The 14,277-nt window shown below is 61.9% G+C and carries 16 protein-coding genes; 12 read left to right on the top strand and 4 right to left on the bottom strand.

From position 1 onward, the window contains the following. Positions 1-359: 359 nt before the first annotated feature. Together AWB77_RS30080 and AWB77_RS37100 are read right to left on the bottom strand one after the other, a co-directional pair. Positions 360-863, bottom strand: coding sequence for a hypothetical protein (locus AWB77_RS30080; protein WP_061138135.1), 504 nt, complete (start codon positions 861-863; stop codon positions 360-362). Positions 864-913: 50 nt separating this feature from the next. Then, entirely contained in the window at positions 914-1,168 is a 255-nt protein-coding gene (locus tag AWB77_RS37100; protein ID WP_244158704.1) for a DUF892 family protein, read from the bottom strand. Positions 1,169-1,817: 649 nt separating this feature from the next. On the opposite strand from AWB77_RS37100, the gene AWB77_RS30070 reads away from it, so the two are divergent. The 3 genes from AWB77_RS30070 to AWB77_RS30060 all read left to right on the top strand — a co-directional run bounded on the left by AWB77_RS30070 (position 1,818) and on the right by AWB77_RS30060 (position 4,134). Further along, the gene (locus AWB77_RS30070; protein WP_061138133.1) at positions 1,818-2,189 is read left to right on the top strand and encodes a CidA/LrgA family protein; all 372 of its coding nucleotides are present in this window, start codon (positions 1,818-1,820) and stop codon (positions 2,187-2,189) included. Next, positions 2,186-2,920 (top strand): LrgB family protein, encoded by a 735-nt coding sequence (locus tag AWB77_RS30065; RefSeq protein ID WP_061138132.1) that lies wholly within the window; start codon positions 2,186-2,188, stop codon positions 2,918-2,920. The genes AWB77_RS30070 and AWB77_RS30065 overlap by 4 nt, the downstream gene beginning before the upstream one ends. A gap of 107 nt (positions 2,921-3,027) precedes the next feature. Continuing rightward, positions 3,028-4,134: an NADH:flavin oxidoreductase/NADH oxidase gene (locus tag AWB77_RS30060; RefSeq protein WP_061138131.1), complete on the top strand. Its 1,107-nt coding sequence runs from the start codon at positions 3,028-3,030 to the stop codon at positions 4,132-4,134. Between the two features lie 262 nt (positions 4,135-4,396). Here AWB77_RS30060 and AWB77_RS30055 read toward each other — a convergent pair whose 3' ends face one another. Further along, entirely contained in the window at positions 4,397-6,601 is a 2,205-nt protein-coding gene (locus tag AWB77_RS30055) for a TonB-dependent receptor (protein WP_061138130.1), read from the bottom strand. A gap of 183 nt (positions 6,602-6,784) precedes the next feature. Next, on the bottom strand, positions 6,785-7,138 hold the full coding sequence (locus AWB77_RS30050; RefSeq protein WP_063936583.1) for a hypothetical protein: 354 nt from the start codon (positions 7,136-7,138) through the stop codon (positions 6,785-6,787). Positions 7,139-7,362: 224 nt separating this feature from the next. Here AWB77_RS30050 and AWB77_RS30045 point away from each other — a divergent pair, with 224 nt between their 5' ends. The 9 genes from AWB77_RS30045 to AWB77_RS30010 all read left to right on the top strand — a co-directional run bounded on the left by AWB77_RS30045 (position 7,363) and on the right by AWB77_RS30010 (position 13,981). After that, positions 7,363-7,620, top strand: coding sequence for a hypothetical protein (locus tag AWB77_RS30045; protein ID WP_061138128.1), 258 nt, complete (start codon positions 7,363-7,365; stop codon positions 7,618-7,620). A gap of 80 nt (positions 7,621-7,700) precedes the next feature. Next, entirely contained in the window at positions 7,701-8,273 is a 573-nt protein-coding gene (locus tag AWB77_RS30040) for a hypothetical protein (protein WP_061138127.1), read from the top strand. 151 nt (positions 8,274-8,424) lie between these two features. Beyond that, a complete protein-coding gene (locus tag AWB77_RS30035) occupies positions 8,425-8,994 on the top strand; it encodes a flagellar brake protein (protein WP_244158703.1) in 570 nt (189 codons plus the stop codon). Continuing rightward, positions 8,982-9,206, top strand: a complete 225-nt coding sequence (locus AWB77_RS37095) for a PilZ domain-containing protein (protein ID WP_244158702.1) — start codon at positions 8,982-8,984, stop codon at positions 9,204-9,206. The genes AWB77_RS30035 and AWB77_RS37095 overlap by 13 nt, the downstream gene beginning before the upstream one ends. A gap of 699 nt (positions 9,207-9,905) precedes the next feature. Further along, on the top strand, positions 9,906-10,568 hold the full coding sequence (locus tag AWB77_RS30030; RefSeq protein ID WP_082852784.1) for a CsgE family curli-type amyloid fiber assembly protein: 663 nt from the start codon (positions 9,906-9,908) through the stop codon (positions 10,566-10,568). Positions 10,569-10,624: 56 nt separating this feature from the next. After that, positions 10,625-11,065: a curli assembly protein CsgF gene (locus AWB77_RS30025; protein WP_063936579.1), complete on the top strand. Its 441-nt coding sequence runs from the start codon at positions 10,625-10,627 to the stop codon at positions 11,063-11,065. A gap of 18 nt (positions 11,066-11,083) precedes the next feature. Continuing rightward, on the top strand, positions 11,084-12,016 hold the full coding sequence (locus AWB77_RS30020) for a CsgG/HfaB family protein (RefSeq protein WP_061138125.1): 933 nt from the start codon (positions 11,084-11,086) through the stop codon (positions 12,014-12,016). A gap of 24 nt (positions 12,017-12,040) precedes the next feature. Further along, positions 12,041-12,571 (top strand): hypothetical protein, encoded by a 531-nt coding sequence (locus AWB77_RS30015; RefSeq protein ID WP_061138124.1) that lies wholly within the window; start codon positions 12,041-12,043, stop codon positions 12,569-12,571. Positions 12,572-12,706: 135 nt separating this feature from the next. Further along, positions 12,707-13,981, top strand: coding sequence for a hypothetical protein (locus AWB77_RS30010; RefSeq protein ID WP_061138123.1), 1,275 nt, complete (start codon positions 12,707-12,709; stop codon positions 13,979-13,981). The last annotated feature ends 296 nt before the right edge of the window (positions 13,982-14,277 follow it).

The following is a 14,277-nucleotide window of genomic DNA, read 5'->3' as shown; positions in this document are numbered from 1 at the left end:
ATGTCGCGCAATATAGCATCGTGCCGCGTCGTTCAGTCCCTGTCTTCATCGCTATTCCGATAGGTGCCGCGTTTTTACCCATACGGATGGCGCGGGCGGCGGGATGCGGCGGCGGCTCGTTGTCGTACATCTCGTCGTCGCTTTTGCGGCCGGCTGTCCGGATAAGCGACGACATGTCGATCACTGAAGCTATCGATCGTATGGAGGCTTTCAGCACGCTCGTCAGTGAAGGCGCGACCTATGTGCCTGGCAATCGACGTTGCGGTTGGGCGAAGGCGGGACGGTGCCCGGCGACAGTCGGGCCTGTCGATGGATCGGCTACTGAGAGAAGGGCATGTGGCTGCCAGCGCCTTCAGCCGTTATGAGCCATCGCTTTTCGCCGCGCCGCGCACTTCGTCCGGTCGACGTGGGAAGCCCGAACGGTCGCTATAAAGCTCGGCGTAATACTGCGAGCGTTCGCTGCGCTGCCGCGCCCGCTCATCGGCCAGCGATGTCACCGCGCGCGCATCGAGAGCCGTGACGCCCGCGACGTTCAATAGTCCGCCCAGCGCACGCGTATGCGCGCCCTGACTGCGTTCGCGCGGCGCCGTCGCAAGCGTCATCAGATCGAGCGCGTCGCCCCCGATTCGGGCCATCAGATACGGAGACGGATCGCGCGACGAAAGTATGCCGATGCCGCAGGCAATCTCTCTCAGCCCATACAGCCTGACCAGATCAGGGCTGACGCGCACGCCGCACATGCGGGCGACGGTCCGGGGCGCGAGCAGCTGGGCCGTGCCCAATGCGAGGCTGAAGAATCCGAGTCCGAGGGCGAGCGAGTGGCCCTTCGCTTGCTGATCGTCGGTGGAGGAATACTGGCTCATGATGTGTTCCGGCTAGGTAAGGACGGCTGGATAAATGAACATTCGAAGCTTCATGCAAGGCTTACGTCTTCGCGTCCTGTCTGGACGCGGAGCGGTCCAGATGGAAGGGATGAGTTCGAGCAGCCTTTGCGCCAAACAACATCATCTTTCCCGCGAGACTCTTGACCGTCGAGCCGCTCGATGCACTCGGCCAAGGTCTTCTGCTGGCCGAGCGTGTGTTCCAGGTGCTGATCGATACACGCCTTCAGTTGCGGATGGTGTTCGAGGCGCCCGGACTGCGCGCGTAGCTTTGCTTCGTGAGCCATCTTCATCTCCCGGATCGGTGCGAACGGACGAGCGAAGCGATGCATCTCGCATGTGCGATGAGCCGCAATCGTCATGCCGTGAAATCTCGCGGCGTGCTGAACGATAGTCAGGGATGCGTTCTGTACGGCCGCGACGTGCTGATAAAACGCGATACTGCAAATGCGCCTTGAATGGCGCGTCGTTCTCCGTGGCTTCAGCCCGCCGTTTCAGCGGGCTTCTTTTTGCGCGTGCGGTCAGAACCGGTGAGCTTGCGGAATGCCGATGTTGTATTTCGCTCGCGGCATTCTGCCTTCAACGAAGCGATCGCCGCGTTGCACTGATCGTGGCTTGATCGCCGCGGTAGGTATAACGAATGCGGTGGAGCGTGCGCGCATACAGATATGCCATGAACAGACCAACAGGCGACGAGTTCGCAGCCGAAGGCCTGTCATTCTATTAACGACGTTATCGACCTTGATGTCGTGGACAAGGCGACCTGATCGACGCTTGTATAGATCGATACGGACAGTCCGTCGCATCGAAAGGACATGCTGGAGCGTCTCAACCGTACGCGATGCGGACCGGTCACACGCATCCCGAGCATCTCGGGTACGCTTCGTCCGCTGCCGAAACAAGGCATGAACATCGTATGCACCAGGAGTGTTTCCCATGCTCGCCGCAATCGCTACCTTGCTCGTTTTCCAGTGTCTCGGAGAAGGGCTTTCCTACCTCTTCAGCCTGCCGGTCCCGGGCCCGGTCATCGGCATGCTTCTGCTCGCCGGATACTGCGCCTTGCGTCCGGCCGCCGCGATCGCGCTGGAACCCACGGCGCTCGAATTGCTGAGGCACCTGTCGCTGCTGTTCGTGCCGGCGGGTGTCGGCATCATGGTGTCGGCGCACGCGCTGCGCGGCGACGTGCTCGCCGTCGTGCTCTCCGTTGCGGTCAGCACCACACTCGCGATCATCGTCACCGCACTCGTCATGCGCGCGATGCTGCGCGGCCGGCGCCGCGTCGCCCATGAACACGGAGACCGCGCATGATCCCGGCGCCACGCTTCGGAGCGATCTGGGTCTATCTGGCGGCCACGCCGCTGCTCGGGCTCACCATCACGCTGCTCGCGTATCTCATCGCGCAACGCATCTACGCGGCTTGCCGTTTCAATCCGCTCGCCAATCCGGTGCTGATTTCGGTGGCCATCGTCGTCGTCGTACTCAAGACGAGCGGCACGGCTTACGAAACCTATTTCGACGGCGCCCAGTTCGTGCATTTTCTGCTTGGGCCGGCCACGGTCGCGCTCGCGTTGCCGCTTTATCGGCAATGGGCGAATTTGAAGCGGCTTGCATGGCCGATCCTCGTCAGTCTTGCCGCCGGCTCGTTGACCGCGATCGTTTCCGCCGTGTCCGTGGCGGCTCTGCTCGGGGCGTCCCGTCAGTCGATTGCATCGCTCGCGCCGAAGTCCGCGACCACGCCCATCGCGATGGCCGTCGCGAAGGAAATCGGCGGCGTGCCTTCGCTCACGGCAGTGCTCGTCATCACGACGGGCGTGTTCGGCGCCGTCACCGCGCGGGGCATTCTCAACGTGCTGCGCGTTTCCGATGTCGAGGCGCGCGGTTTCGCGCTCGGCGTGGCGTCGCATGGCATCGGCACGGCGCGGGCCTTTCAGGTCAGCGAAGAGATGGGCGCGTTCGCCGGGCTCGGCATGGGGCTGAACGGCGTATTCACCGCGTTCGTCGTGCCCGTGCTGCTGCCAGTGTTGTCGAAGCTGCTGTGATGGTCGCGTGGCGCGCTCGACTCACGTCGCACGGAATAGTCATTGCTGGCGACGACGACATGAATCGCGCCCCCCCCGCGACATCACAACTGCCAAGGAGTCTATCCATGTCACAGCCTGCTCTGTTTCAACCAGCGCGCTTGCGTAGTCTCAACCTCGCCAATCGCATCGTGATCGCGCCGATGTGCCAGTACTCCGCCGAAGACGGCTGCATGAACGACTGGCATCTGATTCATCTCGGTCAACTGGCGCTGTCCGGCGCGGCGCTGCTTACCATCGAAGCGACTGCCGTGCTGCCGGAGGGGCGCATCACGTATGCGGATGTCGGCCTCTGGAACGACGCAACCGAAGCGGCGATAAAACGCACGCTCGACGGCATCCGCCGATGGTCGGACATGCCGGTCGCGATCCAGTTGAGCCACGCGGGACGCAAGGCATCGACCGATGTGCCGTGGGAAGGCGGAGCCCAGCTTCCCGCCGCCGACGCGCACGGCTGGCAGACCGAAGCGCCTTCGAGCGTGGCGTACGAGGACGGCGAAGCGCCGCCCGTCGCGCTCGATGCGGCCGGCCTCGCGCGCATCCGCGACGCGTTCGTGGCGGCCGCCACGCGCGCGGCGCGTCTTGGCATCGATCTCATTCAGATACACGCGGCGCATGGCTATTTGCTGCATCAGTTCCTGTCGCCGTTGTCGAACCGGCGCGACGACGAATACGGCGGTTCGCTCGAGAACCGGATGCGTTTCCCGCTCGAAGTGTTCGAGGCCGTGCGGGCCGCGTTTCCCGCCGATCGGCCCGTGACGATCCGCGTGTCCGGCACCGATTGGGTCGATGGCGGCTGGGACATCGACCAGACCGTCGCGTTCGCCAAAGCGCTCGAAGCGCGCGGCTGCGATGCCATTCACGTATCGAGCGGCGGGCTCCATCCGTCGCAGAACATTCCGGTCGGACCGAGCTATCAGGTGCCGCTCGCGCGCGCCGTCAAGCAGGCGGTCGGGATGCCCGTCATCGCGGTCGGGCTGATAACCGGCATCGAGCAGGCGGAAGCCATCGTCGGAACGGGCGATGCCGACATGATCGCGCTCGCGCGCACGGCGCTCTACGACCCGCGCTGGCCGTGGCACGCCGCGGCGGAGCTAGGTGCGCAGGTGCGTGCGCCGAAGCAGTATCTGCGCTCGCAGCCGCATCAATACCGGCATCTTTTCGAAGAAGACTGATCGCGCGATGCAGCCGTGGTTCGAAGGAACGACGCTTGCAAGGCACCGGGTAAATCGCAGCCCGACGGTCGATACCCGATACGGAGCAGAACGTCGAGGCTGCGAGTCGATCGATCAAGACTGCGACCATCTGCGTGGCAATCACGGCAGCGGTGGACGCACCGCGAATCGCACGTTTGCGGCCGCAAGCAACCGCAGCGCGGCGATCGTGCCGTGTCGCTATGCGCAGTGGACGATCTTCGATCGAGCAACGCTTCGACGATCACCAGAAGTACGTCGCCTTCAGGCCAAACGTGCGCGGTGCCGCGAAAGCGTATCGATACGAGTCGTCGAACGTGTATTCCTCGGCGGCCGTGAAGACCCGCTGGTTGGTCACGTTGCGCACATACGCCATCAGCTCGACGTTATTGCGGTTCGGTAGCCAGGCGGCCGACAGGTCCACGGTCAGATACGGCCGCTGATAATCGTCGCCGTAGTTGTAGATCGTGAAGTGCTGGCCCGTCTGAAACTTCGCGTTCACGCGGCCGACGATCTTTCCCGCGTCTGTCGTCCACGCATGTTCGAGCCCGAACCCGATCGTGAAGGCCGGGCTTTGCGGCGGCGCGTTGCCCGCCAGTTGCACGTTCTGGCCGCTGCCGTTGTCGACGGCGAACTCGGTGAAGCGCGCGTGCAGCCACGCCACCGACAGCGTCACGAGCCCGACCGGATCGATCAGCGCGCGAACATCCGCATCGGCGCCGTAGATGTGCGTGCGTCCCGCATTGACGATCTTCGTGCCCACGCGCCCGTCCGCGAACGGCACGAGCTGTGCGATCTGCTGGCCTGAGTAGTCGTAGTCGAACATGCTCGCGTTGATCTGCACGCGCTGCGCGTTCCACAACGACTTCGTGCCGATTTCGATGCCTCGCAACGTCTCCGGCGCATACGATCCCGACGAAGAAAAACCGCCCGACTTGTAGCCGGTGTCGTAGCGCACGTAGTTCATCATCGCCGACGCCGGCGCGTACTCGGCCGCGAGGTGGACGGTCGGTTTCGACCACGAGCCCGAGTCGTTCTGCGGCACATGGATATAGTCGAACGGCGGCTCGCTCGAATTCGCGAAGAAGTATTCGCCGTCGCGGCTCTTTTTATCGTGCGTGACGCGCATGCCGGCGGTCAGCCTGATCTTGTCAGTCACCCAGTACGACGACTGGCCATACGCCGCCGTCGATGTCGTGCGGATGCCGTAGTCGAACGCGAGCGTAGGCAGAAAGACGCCGCCATCGAACGGCGACTCGTTCGCGCTGTACAGCGACGATGCCTCGTGGAAATACGACACGCCCGCCTGCCACGACCATCGTTCATCGCCCAGCGAGCTCACGCGCACTTCGTGCGTCTGCGTCTTCGGAAACTCGTTCTGGCGATACGAAACCGGATCGGCGAAGCTCGGGCTGCTATCGGCGGCATGACGCCAGGTGAGGTTGTCGTAGCTGCCGGCATAGCTGAGTTCGACACCCGGAAAGTCGTACGCGATGCTCCAGCGCGCGACCGTGTCTTCGATGCTCTGCGATTGAGCGGTCGCATAGGTGAAAGTGCGCGGATCGGCGGGAAAGGGCGGCTTGTCGTGTGAGAGATTGCCGTTCGCATCGTAGAGATAGGGAATGTCGAGCGAAACCGGCCCAACGCCCTTCAGCGTCGTATGTTGCGCGGTGAACAGCATGCGCAAATGCGAAACCGGTTCGAGCGCGACGGACACACGCCCCGAGCGCGTGTCCTCGTCGTCGCCGTCGGCCTGCGGCGCGTTGTTCACGTAGCCGTCATGGCGGCGCGAGATCGCCGCGACGCGAAACTGAAGCACGTCGTTCACAGGGACGTTCACCATCGCTTCGAGATTGCGTGCGGCGTAGTTGCCCGCATCGACCGATGCGCGGCCCTCGAATGTTCTCGATGGCTTCGCCGTCACGATATCGACGATGCCGCCCACCGCGTTGCGCCCGTACAGCGTGCCTTGCGGACCGCGCAGCACGGAGATGTGATCGAGATCGTAGAGCGTGCCGTTCAGCGCATACGGCCGATTGTTCGAGCTTCCGTCCGTCACGACGACCACCGACGGATCGGCGATCTCGGTCGTGTCGCGGCTCGAGATGCCGCGGATCGTAAGCACCGGCACGACGGTCTGCACCTGCGCATAGTTGAGGTCGGGCGCGATCGTGGCGAGGGATTTGATATCGCTGACGCCGGTGCTTTCGATGAAGGCATCGCCATAGACGCTCATGGCAACCGGCGTGCGCTGCTCGGGGGCGGGCTGCCTTTCCGCCTTGACGATGATCGGCGTGAGTTGTTGCGCGGCTAAATCGTTTTCAGCGGCCGACGCACTCGACGATGGAAAGAGGCAAGCCCCGAACGCACCCACGAAAACGAGACGGACATGGCGCGCGGACGTCGAATCACGACGGCAGGAAGCGGCCTCGAAACACAGGAAGGACATGACAATCGCAGACTGGGTGCAGCACAACACCTGCGATCGATACGGAGGCTGTCGGACACTGCCGGCCGTTTCCGCTCTCCGATGGAAATGCGACCTGGTGGAAAATTTTACTGCGCCTTGGCGCGGGAAAGCGACGAATTATAACGTTCGTTGCCGATGTTTGTGATATGCGAGCCGCGACCTTCAGCGCTTTTTGGCCTCTTCGAGGCACGCTGCCAGTTTTTCGAAGTAGTCGAGCGCCTTGCGCGTGGGCACCACGGTCTTGGTGCGCAGATCGTCGCTGCTCTCGTCCACGGACACGAGGCCCTGCTTTCGCAGATTGGTCAGCTTGCGATGCACGGTGGCCGGCGCGCCCGCCACCGAAAGGGCCATCGTCTCCGTGACCGTCAGCGTGTGGCCCGCATGCCAGGACGCCGTGAGGGCTTCCAGCAAGCGTTCCTCGGCGGCATCGAGCTTCGGCACCGAGGGCAAAGCCTGCACCGCCTGAGCAAGATTCAGGAAGCGAAAGTAAGCATCGAAGACGCGCTTTTTGGCCATGAAGAAGCGATTGAATGAGGACGGCATTCATCATAGCATCGGCCAAATCGAATCATGACGACGGCCCGGTTATTCATCAAACTGATAAGTAAGTGCTAAGATATTCGCGAGCGAGGGCTTGCAGAAGACATCGATCTTTCTCTTGCGCGAGCCGCTATCGGGGGCACGAGGTGGTTCAACGACGCGATTTTACTCATATCACGCCGGCTTTCATCGAGCAGGAAATGGATCATCTCGCGAGGATGATCCGTTCACGCCACTGGCATCGAAGCGCCGCATGGCCGGTGTCGTACTGGCGCGAGCGTATCGAGGAGCTGTGGCACGCTCCTGCCGTTGCTCCGCTCCAGCAGGAACGGCTGCGCTCGCTGCTCGCCGAGCTCGAGCGAATCGCCGCGCAACTCGATCCCGCCGCGAGCTACGGTGAGCTTCCGCAAGCCGATGCACACGCGGTGAGCGCGGCTTTCGCCAAGGGGCCGCGATAAACGTTTGCTACGCGCCCGCCCGTGAAGCCGGACGAGTGCTGCGGTAAGATACGTCCGCCGCTTACGGGCTCGTCACGCCAATGTCTTCGTTTCTGCTTCGCTTGTGTTCCGTCGCCGGAACGGCGCTCTTCTTCGTCGGTTCGCTCTGGCTCAATCAGGAAATCTTCGTTCACTCCGAATTCGTGCGCGGGGTGAACTGGGTCTATCTTCCCGCCGGCATCCGACTCCTCAGCACGCTTTTGCTCGGCGCGGACGGCGCGCTCGGACTGCTGCTCGCGAGCTGGGTCGTCGACTTCTTCTATTTCTTTCCCAATGACCCGGTGCGGTCGTTCGTCGGCGGCATCATCGCGACGGCCTCGCCTTATGCGGTGTATCGGCTGGCGCGCGAAATCTACGGGCTGAACGCGTCGCTTTCAAACCTGACGGCGGGCAGGCTGATGATCCTCACCGTCGCGTATGCGATCGCCGGTTCGTTGCTCCACAACATCTGGTTCTATCTTCAGGGCGATGCGCAGAACATCACGTCGAGATTCATCGCGATGTTCGTCGGCGACCTGGCGGGAACCGTCATCGTCATTTATACGCTCAAGGCAATCCTGCATTTTCTGCCGATGCCGCGCGGCCCGGAAGCAGACACCCCGCCGGATCATTGACGGACCCCGTTGTCCCCGGGGCGCCGCTCGTCTCTCAGATTCAGGGTCGTTAGCCCGTGATGCCGTCAGTCTACCATTTGCTTATCAATTTGATAAGATAGAGCAAAAGACGATACGCCGGGAGGCTGCCCGGCAAGATAACGAAAGCACCATGATCGCCGAACCTACCCCGAGCGGGGCAAGCGCCTCCACAATGAACGCGTGGGAGGCCGACGAGCGCTATGCTCAGCGACATACGCTGCAGATTGCGTTATGCCTGCGGACATTGCTTGCGCGCGGTGATTTCCTGACAGTCGAGTTCGGCGATACTCAGTTCGTCACGCAACTGCTCGATGTCGATTCGCGCCGCGCGCAATTTCTCTTCGATTTTGGCAGCACGGCGAGAGACAACCGCGCGCTAGTCGATGCGGACGCGCTCACGTTTCGCGGCCTGCCTTCGGGTATTCGCACGCATTTCGTGACGGGCGGCGCCGTAGTGGTGACATTCGAAGGGCGTCCGGCATTCGAAGTGCCGTTTCCTGCGCTGCTTCATTACGTGCAGCGCCGGGATTTCTATCGCGTCGATACGCCCATGTTCGATCCGTTCGTCGCGAGCGGAGCCGACGAGGCGGGCGTCGCTTTCCGGCTCGAACTGCATGATCTTTCGCTCGGCGGAGTGGCGCTGCGTGCGCGTGACGCACGCTTCGAATCGCTCCGGCGGGAACTGTCTTGGACGACGTGAAGCTTCATGTGGGCGGGCTCGGCGTCGTGCCTGTCCGTCTGGAGGTCGTCGCAACCCGGCAGATCGTCACGCCGACGGGTGAGCACCGAACCGTTCTGGGCTGCCGGTTCATCGATCTGAAGACCAATGCGGAGCGCGTGCTGCAACGCGCGATCACGCTGCTGGAGAGCCGCCGCAAGGAGCGTTTCATAGGCTCACGCGCTGCGCCTTGAGTCTCGATCGGCCCCAATCGTTATCAGCTTGACGAGACAACGCTTTCGTCTCACGGCTGGGTATTGTGCTGTGTCACGAAAACCAGGAGGTGAGCTTCGAGATTAAACAAGGACCTATCCCGCCGCAGTGGCCAACGCGAATGGGGGCACACGCCAGCACGACTCTTCCAGCGGATCGAACGGAATGGTTCGGGGGCCCGTCGCAAGCATCAACCTGAGAGACCGATAACAATATGACCTTAGCCTCACGCGCATCGACCAACTTCACGCCTCGAAACCTCGACTCTGAAATCGAGCATCTCGAGCGCGTCCTTACCGGAGACGCGGCGAGCTCCGTCTTCGGTCGAACTTATTGGCGCAATCGCGTCGTCAATGCGCGCGCGACACCGGGAATCGTACCGTCGCAACGTTCGCGACTCGAGCGGCTGTTGTGCGGTTTGACCGATCACGCAACTCGCGCAGGCTAGTACGGTCTTCGTCCGCGAACGGGCTTGAACGGATGACGACATGAAAGACGAGCACTGAGCCCGGTTCGCGAAGCATGCACGCTTTCAGGTTTCTTCATGCGAACGTGGTGCAGACAACATTGCGCTTACAAGTTATTACGGAGAATTCATCCCGTCGTACAAATACAAGAAAGCATTTAAAACAGACCGTCTGAAGGCAGCACCATAGCAGCCAAAGACATACGGGGAAGTCATGCAGCGAGAGAAGAACAACGCGCCTGTCACAGGGCGGGTCATCGCAGTGTGCATCGGGATTTCGATCGTCGCGATCAATGCGCATGCGCAGGATGCGGAAACGCCATCGGCTGCGCACGTGAGCACGACATCCCAGGCTCAACCGCTCATTTCGCTGCCTAGCACGCCGACTCCCGGTCCGGTCGGCAACACCAGCGCGCTGCCTGCCGCGATCGGCGCGCCGCTCACGCCGCGCGGCACGGTGAACGCCGCATCGTCGCTCGATAAAAGCGCGACCCTTGCAGGCACGCCACGTTCGCGCACCGTCGATGTCGAAGGCAAGCAGTCGCTCGACGATGCACTCGGCGGCGTCGTCACGACCGACACGGTGACGCTCGCGGGGCAGGACTTCTATACGTGGTTCGCGCAGGCATGGAGCGGCATTCCGCTTTCGGAGCGTTATATCGTCTCCGTGCATGAGCGGCCATCGCCGCGTTACGGCAGTCTCGTGTGGGTGGAATACGGCCAGCGTCGCGTGTTCCAGGCGTTTCTGCCGATCGCGCGCTCGAACGTGAAGCCGATTGCCGAAGGGGCGGCGCAGATCGCCTTCCAGAACGTGATGCAGGCAGACCTGACTCGCCTGCTGTTTCGCGATGCCGACATGGCGACGGACGAGTTATAAAAAAACGCATCATAAAAAATCGATGCAGTAAGGCCAAAAAAATACGGGGAAACGCAATGAAAACGAATGCGCTTTTGAAACGCGCGTGGCTCGCTTGCGCGCTTTCGATGCCGGTTATCGCCGCGCACGCTACATCGCTTGTCTATGAGCCTGTCAATCCGAATTTCGGCGGCAATCCGCTGAACGGCACCAACTTGCTCAACGAGGCGAACGCCCAGAACAAATACAAGGATCCGGCGACCGCGAACCTCGGCACCGGCAGCCAGTCCACGCTCGATCAGTTCAACACGCAATTGCAGCAGGCGATACTGTCGCGCGTCGCATCGTCGATATCGAGTTCCATCGTCGGCACGGATGGCACGCTGCATCCCGGCACGATCAACACCGGCAACTTCTCGATTGCGATCACGCAAGTCACGGGCGGCAATCTGCAAGTGACGACGACCGACAAGACCACGGGTGCCTCGACGACGTTCGTCGTCGGCAACGGACAGTAACGCGAGCGCGCATACGAAATGAACAGGCAAGCTATCACGACACTGGCAACGCGCGCGGCGCTCGGCGCCACGATCATCGCAACAACGCTGCTGACCGGCTGCGTCACGACGCCGATGCCATCCGCAGGCAATGCGACGCTCACGCCGCCGACGCGCGTGACGCGCGATCTCACGCACCTGCCGCCGCCGAAGGGGCGCATCGTCGCGGCCGTGTACGGCTTTCGCGATCTGACGGGTCAGTACAAGCCGTCGCCGGACAGTTCGTTCTCGTCGCAGGTCACGCAGGGCGGTGCTTCGTTTCTCGTGAAGGCGATGCGCGATTCCGGCTGGTTCACGCCCGTCGAGCGCGAAAACCTCCAGGACTTGCTGACCGAGCGCAAGATCATGCGCGCGCTGGAAACGCCGGACGACAAGAAGAACGCCATACCGCAGATCGGTGCGCTCGCGCCGGCGAGCATCGTGCTGGAAGGCGGCATCGTCGGATACGACACGAACATTCGCACGGGCGGCGCGGGCGTCGCTTATCTGGGTATTTCGGCATCCCAACAATATCGTATCGATCAGGTGACGGTGAACCTGCGCGCCGTGGATATCCGCAATGGCACGATACTCAACAGCGTGTCGACGACCAAGACCATCTATTCGATTCAGGTCGATACGGGCGTGTATCGCTTCATCGGCTTCAAGGATCTGTTGCAGGCCGAAGCCGGCATGACGCGTAACGAGCCGCAGCAGTTGTGCGTGAACGAAGCGATCGAATCGGCGCTCGTGCATCTGATCGTGCAGGGCGTCGCGAACCAGACATGGGCGCTCAGGGACATGAAGGACTGGTACGACCCGACGATGCAGCGCTATCTGCAGGAAAATCAGGGCTACGCGCAGACGATGGAAGACGTGAACCCGCCGTATAGCCCGGTGAAGATCGATCCGCCGAAGACCATCGGCAGCTAAGCAGAATCAACGAAGGAGATCAGCATGAAAGCATCGCGTGCGCCCATGCGCGCATCGAAAGTCGCTGTCTGCGCGGCGCTCGGCGCGGCCGTGTCGCTCGCGGTGTATGCGGCGGACCTGTCGTCGGTGTCGGATTTCGGCCCGCCCGAACCTGGCTTCGGCGGCGCAACGCAAGTCGCTCGTGTGGCGCAACAGGGGCAGGGCAATCGGCTCAACGCCGTTCAGGCAGGGCACAACGGTCTGATGGCGAACCAGACCGGCATCGCCAATGCGGCGGTGACGGCGCAGGCGGGTAACGACAACTGGACCGTGCTCCAGCAAAGCGGCGCGGCCAATCTATACGCCGGATATCAATCGGGTCAGTACAACCGATCGATCGCGGTGCAGAACGGCAGCGGCAACACAGCATCGGTAACGCAGGTCGGCAATTCGATGTCGTCGTCGGTGACGCAGCTCGGCAACAACAACGAGATTTCGATCTTGCAGAGCAGAAACGGATCAGGATTATCGGTTACGCAGACGGGCGGCGCCCGGGCTGCGGTTCTGATGAAGTAGGCAGGCGAGGAGACCAGGCAGTACAGGTTGGAAGTTTGAGTGTGCGAGGGTGCAGGGCCGGACGTTAGCGGGGGCTGACTTCCGTTAGGATGGCTAATCTACGTGCATAAAACATCAAGTCAACGAGGCATAAAAATGAAAGTGAAGGCAATCATCATCGCTATGGGTCTGGCAGCACTGGCATCGACGTCGGCATACGCCGCATCGATCGGCGAAGGCGCGATCGTCGAGCAGTACGGCAACAGCAATACTGCCAATGTCATGCAAACCGCGTCCAGCTACGACCGCGTGAAGGTTCAGCAAAACGGCGATGGTTCGACTGCAACCGTCACGTCGAGCTACGGCGGCGGCAATGTGACCGACATTCTGCAGAATGCGGGCGGTACGGGCGCATCGAAGCTGAGCGCGACGCTCACGCAACAGCAGGCGATCGGCGAGAAGACCACCATCACGCAAACGGGCACCAACAGCACGGCGAGCGTGACGCAGACGGCTTCATCTTTCGACAAGGACACGGTTACGCAATCCGGCAAGAACGACTCGGCGACCATCAACCGCACCGGCTCGAGCTGGAACACGGTCAACATCGATCAAGGCACGGGCAAGACCGCGGGCGTGAGCAACGGCGCAACGGCGACCGTCACGCAGACGACGACCGTCGGCAATCGCGTCGACATTCTGCAAGGTAACGAGAACGGCATCGCGACGGTGACGCAGACGAATGGCGGCAACAACGCGGCGCGCATCGAGCAGCGCGGCGATCATAACGACGGCAAGATCGAGCAGATTTCGGAAATCGGCGACAACGTATCGATCAAGCAGGCCGATTTCGCCCGCGCGCAAGTCCATTCGGAAAATGGCAGCGGCAACGTGACCACGATCGACCAGAGCGGCGCCGGCGCACCGCACTACGCGCAGGTGACTCAAGGCAACGCGACCAACGAAACGACGACGATCCTGCAAAGCGGCTCGGCCTACAACACGGCATACGTCGATCAGTATCGCGAAGCCAACGATCGCACGTACATCGTTCAGGCAGGCGACCGCAACACGGCGGCCGTTCACCAGACGGACGGCGGCAGCAACGTGGCCGTCGCGGTTCAGGCCGGTTCGAACAACAAAATGGATCTGACGCAGCAGGGCGCGGTTGAATCGACGCTGCTGGCCGGTCAGGGCGGCACGTTCAACGAAGCGAAGGGCAAGCAGTCGGGCTCGCACGAAGAGTTGGCGCTGGCGCAAGTCGGCTACCTCAACTCGGCGGACGCGACGCAAGCCGGTGCGTATAACACTGCTTCGATCGTCCAGGTTGGCAGCGCCAACTACGGCTACGTGAATCAGGCCGGCATCGGCAACGCGGCTGCGATCACGCAGGGTGGTTCGCTCAACAAGGCTGTCGTCGTTCAGAAGTAAGGAACGGGTACGTCGGCGGGTTTTGCTGCGGCGGCGAGCGGTTTCTCTTGAAGCCGCTCGCCGCTGCTTTTTTATTCGACGTTTGCGCTGCGGTTGCGATGACGTCTGCACGGCGATTCAACGTGTTCGCGAAGCGCAGGAACGCCGCGATGGGTGTGCATGATGCGGACGTGAACGCGCATTTGAGTGGACATAATGTTTATGATCAAATTTTAAGTGTGTAGGTCCCAAGTTCAGATGTCGTGTTTGCGCCAAGTAGAGATGTCGCGTTTTGACGTAGGTTCGTTGCCAGACAG

Source organism: Caballeronia fortuita (genome assembly GCF_001544835.2).
Classification (GTDB): domain Bacteria; phylum Pseudomonadota; class Gammaproteobacteria; order Burkholderiales; family Burkholderiaceae; genus Caballeronia; species Caballeronia fortuita.
This window is presented reverse-complemented; position numbering and strand designations above follow the sequence as displayed.

Coding starts and splice junctions, on each gene's coding strand:
- AWB77_RS30035 (WP_244158703.1), top strand. CDS start 8,425: ATGATCGCCGAACCTACCCCGAGCGGGGCAAGCGCCTCCACAATGAAC.
- AWB77_RS37100 (WP_244158704.1), bottom strand. CDS start 1,168: ATGGCTCACGAAGCAAAGCTACGCGCGCAGTCCGGGCGCCTCGAACAC.
- AWB77_RS30025 (WP_063936579.1), top strand. CDS start 10,625: ATGAAAACGAATGCGCTTTTGAAACGCGCGTGGCTCGCTTGCGCGCTT.
- AWB77_RS30030 (WP_082852784.1), top strand. CDS start 9,906: ATGCAGCGAGAGAAGAACAACGCGCCTGTCACAGGGCGGGTCATCGCA.
- AWB77_RS30020 (WP_061138125.1), top strand. CDS start 11,084: ATGAACAGGCAAGCTATCACGACACTGGCAACGCGCGCGGCGCTCGGC.
- AWB77_RS30015 (WP_061138124.1), top strand. CDS start 12,041: ATGAAAGCATCGCGTGCGCCCATGCGCGCATCGAAAGTCGCTGTCTGC.
- AWB77_RS30040 (WP_061138127.1), top strand. CDS start 7,701: ATGTCTTCGTTTCTGCTTCGCTTGTGTTCCGTCGCCGGAACGGCGCTC.
- AWB77_RS30060 (WP_061138131.1), top strand. CDS start 3,028: ATGTCACAGCCTGCTCTGTTTCAACCAGCGCGCTTGCGTAGTCTCAAC.
- AWB77_RS30070 (WP_061138133.1), top strand. CDS start 1,818: ATGCTCGCCGCAATCGCTACCTTGCTCGTTTTCCAGTGTCTCGGAGAA.
- AWB77_RS30045 (WP_061138128.1), top strand. CDS start 7,363: ATGGATCATCTCGCGAGGATGATCCGTTCACGCCACTGGCATCGAAGC.
- AWB77_RS30080 (WP_061138135.1), bottom strand. CDS start 863: ATGAGCCAGTATTCCTCCACCGACGATCAGCAAGCGAAGGGCCACTCG.
- AWB77_RS30065 (WP_061138132.1), top strand. CDS start 2,186: ATGATCCCGGCGCCACGCTTCGGAGCGATCTGGGTCTATCTGGCGGCC.
- AWB77_RS30050 (WP_063936583.1), bottom strand. CDS start 7,138: ATGGCCAAAAAGCGCGTCTTCGATGCTTACTTTCGCTTCCTGAATCTT.
- AWB77_RS30055 (WP_061138130.1), bottom strand. CDS start 6,601: ATGTCCTTCCTGTGTTTCGAGGCCGCTTCCTGCCGTCGTGATTCGACG.
- AWB77_RS30010 (WP_061138123.1), top strand. CDS start 12,707: ATGAAAGTGAAGGCAATCATCATCGCTATGGGTCTGGCAGCACTGGCA.